Source organism: Kitasatospora sp. NPDC001119 (genome assembly GCF_053598475.1).
On the sequence record NZ_JBSFKI010000015.1, the window covers coordinates 80675 to 88419 of the forward strand.

The 7745-nt window shown below is 72.5% G+C and carries 7 protein-coding genes; 4 read left to right on the forward strand and 3 right to left on the reverse strand.

Features of this window, described 5'->3' with window-relative positions:
* Window positions 1-52: 52 nt before the first annotated feature.
* Entirely contained in the window at window positions 53-1186 is a 1134-nt protein-coding gene (locus ACWDD9_RS19980; RefSeq protein ID WP_117490369.1) for a sensor histidine kinase, read from the reverse strand.
* A 539-nt stretch (window positions 1187-1725) separates the two neighbouring features.
* On the opposite strand from ACWDD9_RS19980, the gene ACWDD9_RS19985 reads away from it, so the two are divergent.
* The 4 genes from ACWDD9_RS19985 (at window position 1726) to ACWDD9_RS20000 (ending at window position 7077) form a co-directional block, all read left to right on the forward strand.
* On the forward strand, window positions 1726-2412 hold the full coding sequence (locus tag ACWDD9_RS19985; RefSeq protein WP_181970731.1) for a response regulator transcription factor: 687 nt from the start codon (window positions 1726-1728) through the stop codon (window positions 2410-2412).
* Window positions 2413-2586: 174 nt separating this feature from the next.
* Complete coding sequence (locus ACWDD9_RS19990; RefSeq protein ID WP_449812182.1) at window positions 2587-3333, forward strand: thioesterase II family protein; 747 nt, start codon at window positions 2587-2589, stop codon at window positions 3331-3333.
* On the forward strand, window positions 3324-4148 hold the full coding sequence (locus tag ACWDD9_RS19995; RefSeq protein WP_049649015.1) for an SDR family oxidoreductase: 825 nt from the start codon (window positions 3324-3326) through the stop codon (window positions 4146-4148). Before ACWDD9_RS19990 ends, ACWDD9_RS19995 begins: the two co-directional genes overlap by 10 nt.
* Before the next feature lie 37 nt (window positions 4149-4185).
* A complete protein-coding gene (locus ACWDD9_RS20000; RefSeq protein WP_449812183.1) occupies window positions 4186-7077 on the forward strand; it encodes an amino acid adenylation domain-containing protein in 2892 nt (963 codons plus the stop codon).
* Between the two features lie 27 nt (window positions 7078-7104).
* Here ACWDD9_RS20000 and ACWDD9_RS20005 read toward each other — a convergent pair whose 3' ends face one another.
* Both ACWDD9_RS20005 and ACWDD9_RS20010 read right to left on the reverse strand, forming a co-directional pair.
* The gene (locus tag ACWDD9_RS20005; RefSeq protein ID WP_380742496.1) at window positions 7105-7470 is read right to left on the reverse strand and encodes a nuclear transport factor 2 family protein; all 366 of its coding nucleotides are present in this window, start codon (window positions 7468-7470) and stop codon (window positions 7105-7107) included.
* The gene (locus ACWDD9_RS20010; RefSeq protein ID WP_449812184.1) at window positions 7467-7676 is read right to left on the reverse strand and encodes an MbtH family protein; all 210 of its coding nucleotides are present in this window, start codon (window positions 7674-7676) and stop codon (window positions 7467-7469) included. Before ACWDD9_RS20010 ends, ACWDD9_RS20005 begins: the two co-directional genes overlap by 4 nt.
* Window positions 7677-7745 lie beyond the last annotated feature (69 nt).

Sequence of the window (7745 nt, forward strand, 5' to 3'; positions counted from 1 at the left end):
CGGGCCGAACCCATACCTGCGGATGAGTCCGGCACCCGGGAACGGGTCGGGCTCAGTACGGCAGTGTCACCACGATCCGGAAGCCGCCGCCCGGCCGCGGCCCGGCGCCGAAGGTGCCGCTGTGCGCGGCGACCCGCTCCTTCATCCCGACCAGGCCCATCCCCCCGCCGGGCACGGTGGGCCGGTGCCCGGGCCCGGGGCCCTCGTCGGTGATGTCGATCGTCAACGTGCCCTGGACGGCCGCGATCCGGACCCGGCAGCGGGTGGGCGCGGCATGCTTGACGACGTTGGTCAGGGCCTCCTGGACGATCCGGAACACGGACAGCGCGACACCGTTCGGGGGCTCCTCCTCGTACTCGCTCCGCAGGTCGACGCGGACTCCGGCGGCCTCGGCCGTGCGCACCAGGGCCGGCAGGTCCGTCAGCCCCTGGACCGGCCGCAGGTCGCCGGCGCCGCCGTCCTGCTCGCGGCGCAGCACCTTGAGGGTGGCCCGCATGTCACGCAGCGCCCGGCGGCTGATGTCCTCGATCACCGCCAGGGCTTCCCGCGCCTCCTCGGGGCGGGTGGTGGCCACGTGGTTGGCGACGCTCGCCTTGATCGCGATCACGCCCACGCTGTGGGTGACGACGTCGTGGATGTCACGGGCGATGCGCAGGCGTTCCTCGGCCTTCGCCTGCTCGGCCGCGTGCTCGATGGCGCGCCGCAGGCTCTCCCGCCGTTCCCTGACCGCGGCCCCCGTCGCCCAGGTGGCGCCGAGGACGAGCACTCCGAGCACGACCTGTACGGCCCTGCTCCCGCCCTGGTACCCCTGCCCTCCCGACACCGTCATCAGGACCGCGCCGGCCGTGCACAGCCCGGCGACGAGGGCCACGGAAAGCCCCGGTCGCCCCCTCCTGGTGGTGGCCACCAGGTACAGGGCGTAGGCGGCGGCGAGGAAGGGGGTCGGCCCGACCCCGGCGACCAGCGCCACCCAGGCGGCGGTGAACGCGACCGCGAACACCGGGACCGGCCACAGCCTCCGTACGACCAGCGGCAGCGCGGTGCCCAGGGACAGCAGCCACACGGCGGTGGCGCTCACCTCGCCGCCGTCGGCCGGACGCAGCACCGACACCTGCGGGAGGATCACGAACCCGAGCGCGGCCAGCACGTCCAGTGTGATCAGGCGCCGACGAGGAGCATTACCCATGTGCCGAACGTAGGGGGCCGGTTCGAGGCGCGTCCAGTACGGGTGTGGATCAAGGTCGGCGTGTACCGCAATTCGCCCTGCGGGTGTACTGTCGCCCGCCGGCGACCAGGCCCATTGGTCCACACCATATGCCTGTCGACAATGCCCCCCCTGTCTCTGGATAAACATCCGTTCCTCGGGAAACAGTCGTCACCTCCCCGTTTCGGCCACCGTCCGCCGCGCCCGCACGGTGCCCGGCGCGGAGGGAGGGCAACCGGTGACGGGGCCGCGCCGGGCCCGTGGCCCCAGGGACTCCGGGCTCACCCGCGAGCCCAGGGGACCGCCGGCGTCCCCGCGCCACACCCGTCCGGCGAAGACATACCGGATGACCGGATAGTCACTCATCAAGCGGAACGATCCCTTGCAGTTAAGAGCGGAACTTGCGTTTCGATCATTCGTCTACCCATACTCGCTGGAGCACCGGACCGGCCTTTCTCCTGCAAAGAATGACGCACCGAAGAAAAACGAGCCGTACGACGTGCCAAACGGGGGACGTACAAATGGAGATCAACCTGTTCATCATCAGCGACAATCCGGTTTCACTCGCCGGACTGGAGACAATCATCGAACAGGATGGCAGATTCACACTCGTCGGCCGGGCCGTGGGCGTCCTCGACGGCATGCGATGTCTCGAGAACACCGAATTACAGCCGCACGTGGTCATCCTGGGCGAGCCGTCCTCGAAGAGGTCCATCTACGAGAACGCCCAGCAGATCGTCTCGACATACCGCCGCCACAAGACCAGGCCCAAAATGATGGTGGTGTCGCAGAACGACGACGACGACGCCGTCTTCACCGCCCTGCGCGTCGGGGTCAGCGGATACCTCTCGCACATGAGGTCCTCCGAGGAACTCCTCCACTCCATCGAGATCGTGGCCAAGGGGGGCGCCGTCTTCAGCCGGACCATCGCCTCCCGGCTCAGCCTGCATTTCTCCACCGTGCGGATCCTGCCGGAGACGACCGGGCTGTCCGAACTGACCAGCAGGGAACTCGAGATCCTGGAACTGGTCGCCGGCGGACTGAGCAACCACCAGATCGCGCGTCGGATCTTCCTGGCGGAAAAGACCGTACGCAATTACGTCTCGCGGATCTTCGCGAAACTGGAGGTGCACGACCGGGCCTCCGCCGCCGTGCTGGCCCGCGACGCCGGTCTCGGAAAGGAGACACGGGAAGTCCGCACCGCGTAGCACGAGTTCACCTCAGGCGTGGCATGACATAGCTCTGCCGAACGCGCCTGACCCGCAGGAAGAAGCTCCGGTTGGAGCGGGTGGCCGACGTCGGCCCCGCCGAGCCGGGGCTTCGGCGTGCCATGCCCGAAATGAGCATTCCGGCCCCATCGGAACACAAGGAGTGAACGAGTCGTGTCCCCCACCGAGTTGCCCCTCGTCTGCCTTCCCTTCGCGGGCAGCGGAGCCGGGTTCTACCGCGCCTGGAACGTCGCACCGCCCGGCCTCAAGGTCGTCCCCCTCCAACTTCCCGGCCGCGAGGAGCTGTTCCTGGAGGAGCCGTTCACCGACGCGTCGGAGGCCGCCGCCGTCCTCGCCCCGCGAATACTGGAACTCGTGGGCGGCGAGGCACCGTTCGCGCTCTTCGGCCACAGCCTGGGTGCCGTCCTCGCGTACGAGCTGGCCCGCGAGCTGGGCGGACGCTCCGGACTCCGCCACCTCTTCGTGAGCGGGTCCCCCGGCCCCGGCAGCGGGCGCGAGCGGCGGGCGACCGGGCTGGACGACGAGGAGTTCCTGGCCCGCGTCGGCGAGTTCGCCGGCTACCGGCACGCGGCCTTCGACGACCCCGACCTGCGGGAGCTGCTCCTGCCCCTGCTGCGCGCCGACGTGGCGATGCACGAGGACTACGTCCCCGCCTCCGACACCCCGCTGCCGCTCCCGGTCACCTCGCTGCGCGGCGCCGACGACGGGCTCGTCTCCCGGACGCAGGCGGAGGAGTGGCGGAGCGCCACCGGGGCGTCCTTCGACTACCGGGAACTGCCCGGCAGCCACATGTACCTGGTCGACTCCCCGGAGGTGCTGCTGACCACGGTCGCGCAGGTACTCTCCGACGGCGGCGCCGCCCCGGCCGACCCCGACCGCGGAGGGTCGCCGTGCAGCTGAAGGGCAAGACGGCCGTGATCACGGGGGCGGCGCGCGGGCTCGGCCGCGCCTGTGCCGTCCGCTTCGCGGCGGAGGGCGCCGACCTGCTGCTGCTCGACATCGCCGACGACCTCCCCGGCGTGGGCTACCCCATGGGCTCGGCCGCCCAGCTCGCGCACACGGCCGACCTGTGCGCGCGGCACGGCGTCACGGTGCTCCCGGCCCACTGCGACGTGCGCGACCTCCGAAGGGTCACCTCGGTCGTGGCGGAGTGCCTCGACCGGTTCGGACGGCTGGACGTCCTGGTCAACGGCGCGGGGATCGCCGCGCCCTCCGGCCGCAGGGTCCACGAGATCACCGAGGACGAGTGGTCGCTCATGCTGGACGTCGACCTGTCGGGCGCCTGGCGGATGACCAAGGCCGTGGTCCCGGCGATGATCGAGCAGCGCTCGGGCAGCATCATCAACATCGCCTCGACGGCCGGTCTCGTGGGCTACCGGCACTTCGCCGGCTACGTCGCCGCCAAGCACGGCATGATCGGCCTGACCAAGGCGGCGGCACTGGACTACGCGCCGCACCGCGTCCGGGTGAACGCGCTCTGCCCCGGCTCCGTCCGGGACGACCCGCTGGTCGAGGGCCGGATGCTCTCCGAGATAGCGCGCTCGCTCGACGTCCGCGTCGACGAACACGAGGAGGTGTTCGTCCAGGCCCAGCCGATGAACGCCCTCATCGAGCCCCCGGACGTCGCCGGTGCGGCCCTCTGGCTGGCGGGCGACGACTCGCGCCAGGTGACCGGCAGTGTGCTCACGGTCGACGGCGGCTTCAGCGCCCGGTGACCGTGCCCGCCCGCCCCCCTTCGGAGACGGAGATCTGATGACCGTACGCACTCCTGCCTGCCACAGCCTGGTGGTACGCGCCCGGTACCCGGTCGACCGGGAACAGAGCCGGACGTTGTTGGAACAAGAGAGCAGGGAACGGCCGGAGCCGGCGGGGTCGAGGCTGTGGACCCTGCCGCTCGCGGTGGACTCCTCGACCGGCCCCGGGCACGCCCGCGTCCGCCAGGAGGCCGAGCGGCCCCTGCACCCCTGCGGACCCCCGTTGCGCGCCGTGCTCGTGGAGTACGCCGACGGGGTCGTCGACGCGGTCCTGGTGGCGCGGCGTTCGGTGCCCTACGGCGCCCTCGTGCGGCTGGCGGCGCTCCTCCTGGACGGTGAGCCCCTCGACGGCGACCCGCCGCCCTCCCTCGACACACCGGACGCGCAGGACGCGCAAGACGGGTCGGACGGGGACACCACGCCGCTCACGGTGCCCTGGGGCCTGGGGGACCGCCAGGCGCCGGACCTCACCGCCGCCGGGACGGTCCCGCTGACGGACCGTCCGGAGTGGCCCGGGGAGGAGCCGCTGGTGGCCGCGGCGGCGCTGGCGCTGGCGCGCTACCAGGGCGGGCCGGAGGCGCGCATCGCGGTGTTCGACCGCGCGTTCCGGGCGGGCGGTCCCGCGGTGCGCTCCGTCCGGGTCGACGCGGACGGCACGGTCGCGGACCTCCTCGCGGCCGGCACCGGCACTCCGCTGCCCGGCGCTGCGGTCGCGAGCGTGGGCGTGGTCCTCGGTGACGCCGCCTCCGGCACGTCCTACACCCCGTTCCCGGGGTCGGGGCTCTCCCTGGTCCTCCATCTGGAGCGGCAGCCCGACGGCACCTGCGCCGCCCGCCTCCACCACGATCCGCGCACGGTGGCGCCGCCGACCGCGGAGTGGTTCGGACGGAGCGTCCTGCACCTGGCCCAGCGGCTGCGCACCCTGCCCGGGACGACTCCGACGGCGCGGCTGGGCCTGCTGGACCACGCCGCGGCCGAGGCCGTGACCCGGCTGGGCGGCTTCCGTCCCGCGGCCGACCCCGGCGAGCCCGCGCCCGCCGGGCCCGGGCCGGAGCGGCGGACGCCGCCGGAGACCATCGACGGGCGGATCGCGGAGCTGGCCCGGCAACGGCCGGACGCCGTCGCGGTGACCGACGACGAGAGCAGCCTGACGTACGGCCAGCTGGACGACCGGGCGGAGCGGGTGGCCGCCGGGCTGCGCGCCCTCGGGGTGGGCGGCGCACGGGTGGGGGTGTGCCTGGAGCGGGACACCACGCTCGTCGCCACCCTGCTGGGCGTGCTGAAGGCGGGCTGCGCCTACGTCCCGATGGACGCCCGGTACCCCGAGGAGCGGCTGCGCTACACCGCGACCGACGCTCAGGTGCCGGTCGTCATCGGGGACCCGGCGCGCTTCCCCCGGATCGAGGGGGTGACCGTGGTCTCGCCCCAGGAACTGACGGACGCGCAGGAACCCCTGGAGACCGGGAAGACCGGCAACACCGACACGGCCGCCTACGTCATCTACACCTCGGGATCCACCGGCCGCCCCAAGGGGGTCGTGGTCCCCCACCGCAACGTGCTGGCCCTGGTCGGTGCCACGTCCGCGGACCTCGGGCTCGGACCGGACGACGTGTGGACGTTCTTCCACTCCAGCGCCTTCGACTTCTCCGTGTGGGAGATCTGGGGCTGCCTGCTCACCGGGGGCCGGCTGGTCGTCGTACCGCACTGGGCGGCCCGTGACCCGGACGAGTTCCACGAGCTGCTGGCCCGGCGGCGGGTGACCGTCCTCAGCCAGACCCCGTCCGCGTTCTCCCAGCTCATCGAGGCCGACACCCGGTCGGCCCCGGGCACCGCACCGCTCGCCCTGCGGCTGGTCGTCTTCGGCGGTGAACCGCTGAACACGGCGATGCTGGGGCGGTGGTTCGCCCGTCACTCCCCCAGCCGGTGCCGGCTGGTCAACATGTACGGCATCACGGAGACGACCGTCCACGTCACCGCGCAGGAGGTGACCCCGCGCGAGGTCCTGGAGCGGTCCCGGTCCGTGGGCCGGGCGCTGCCCGGCTGGTGGGTGTCGGTCCGGGACGAGCACGGCCACGTCCTGCCGCCGGGGCCCGCCGGTGAGATCTACGTGGGTGGTGCCGGGGTGGCCGACGGCTATCTCGGCCGTCCCGAGCTGACGGCGGAACGATTCGTCGACGACCCGGTGACCGGGGAGCGGGTGTACCGCAGCGGCGACCGGGGCCGGCTGAGGCCGGACGGCCGGCTCGACCACCTCGGCCGGCTGGACAACCAGGTGAAGGTGCGGGGCCACCGGATCGAGCTGGACGAGATCACCTCCGTCCTGGCCTCGGACCCCGGGGTCGCCGACGCGGCGGTCGTCTTCCGGGAGGGCGAGGCGGGGGACCCGGCCGGCGCCCGCATCGACGCCTACGTGGTGCTCCGGGACGGCGGCTCGGTGGACCAGGTCTGGCGGACGGCCCGGCGCGTGCTGCCGGACCACATGCTGCCGGCCGGCCTCACCGGGGTGTCCGGCATCCCGCTGACCCTCAACGGCAAGCCGGACCTCTCCCGGCTCCCGGCCCCGTCCACCGGCCCCGCCCCGGCCCCGGCTCCGACCGCGGCACCGGCACCGGCACCGGTCACGGACCGGGACGGCGCCGCGGCGGATCCGGAGGCGAAGGGCGACCTCGGGACCGAGATCCTCGCCGTGTGGTCCGGTCTGCTGGGTGTCGACGTGGAACCCGACGGCAACTTCTTCGAACTCGGCGGCAACTCCCTCCTGGTGGTCCGCATGCTGTCGGACCTGCGGCAACGGGGGCTGCCCAAGGTGACGCCGCGCGAGTTCTACGGGAACTCGACGGCGCGGTCCTTCGTGGAGCTGGTCCTCGGCCGCGTCGGGGAGACCCCGTAGCCGTCCTCGCACTCAGACCAGCGGTGTTCACACCAAGGGGGCGAAGAAGTACGTGACGCGGTGGGCGAAGAGGCCGGTGCCGTCCGTCCGGAAGAAGTCGGCGAACCGCAGGCTCACCGCGTCACCCCCCTTGAGCGTTCCGGTGAAACTGCCGCGCACCGCGGCCTCCCGCCCGGACAGCAGCAGCTGGTCGACCGTGTGCCGGCCGTCGGCGATGACCCGCTCCCCCTGGTAGAAGGCGGTCAGTTCGCCCCGGCCGACCAGGGGTTGGTAGCCCGGCCGTTCGTAGGTCGCGTCGGCGGTGAAGAGTTCCACCAGTTCGTCGAAGCGGTTGGCGTCGACCAGTGAGTAGTAGCGGCGGACCGCGTCCTGGATCGGGGAGGCTCCGGTCATGACTGCATGCTCCCCGCCAGGCCGCGCGGCCGCATGTCGGTCCACTGCCGGTCGATGTACTCCAGGCAGGTGTCGCGGGTGTCCTCGGCGTGGGCGACCGCCCAGCCGTCGGGCACCGCGAGGGAGGCCGGCCACAGGGAGTGCTGCCCCTCGTCGTTGACGAGCACGAGGTAGCCGGCGTCCGGGTCCTCGAACGGGTTCGTCATGGGATGTCCTCATCTCTGCGTCTACGGAATCTCTGCGTCTACGGATCTACGGACTTCTGGAGCTGGTCT

Excerpts from the sequence above, each read along its gene's own strand:
- ACWDD9_RS20000 (WP_449812183.1), top strand. The coding sequence starts at position 4,186 with ATGACCGTACGCACTCCTGCCTGCCACAGCCTGGTGGTACGCGCCCGG.
- ACWDD9_RS19980 (WP_117490369.1), bottom strand. The coding sequence starts at position 1,186 with ATGGGTAATGCTCCTCGTCGGCGCCTGATCACACTGGACGTGCTGGCC.
- ACWDD9_RS19985 (WP_181970731.1), top strand. The coding sequence starts at position 1,726 with ATGGAGATCAACCTGTTCATCATCAGCGACAATCCGGTTTCACTCGCC.
- ACWDD9_RS20005 (WP_380742496.1), bottom strand. The coding sequence starts at position 7,470 with ATGACCGGAGCCTCCCCGATCCAGGACGCGGTCCGCCGCTACTACTCA.
- ACWDD9_RS20010 (WP_449812184.1), bottom strand. The coding sequence starts at position 7,676 with ATGACGAACCCGTTCGAGGACCCGGACGCCGGCTACCTCGTGCTCGTC.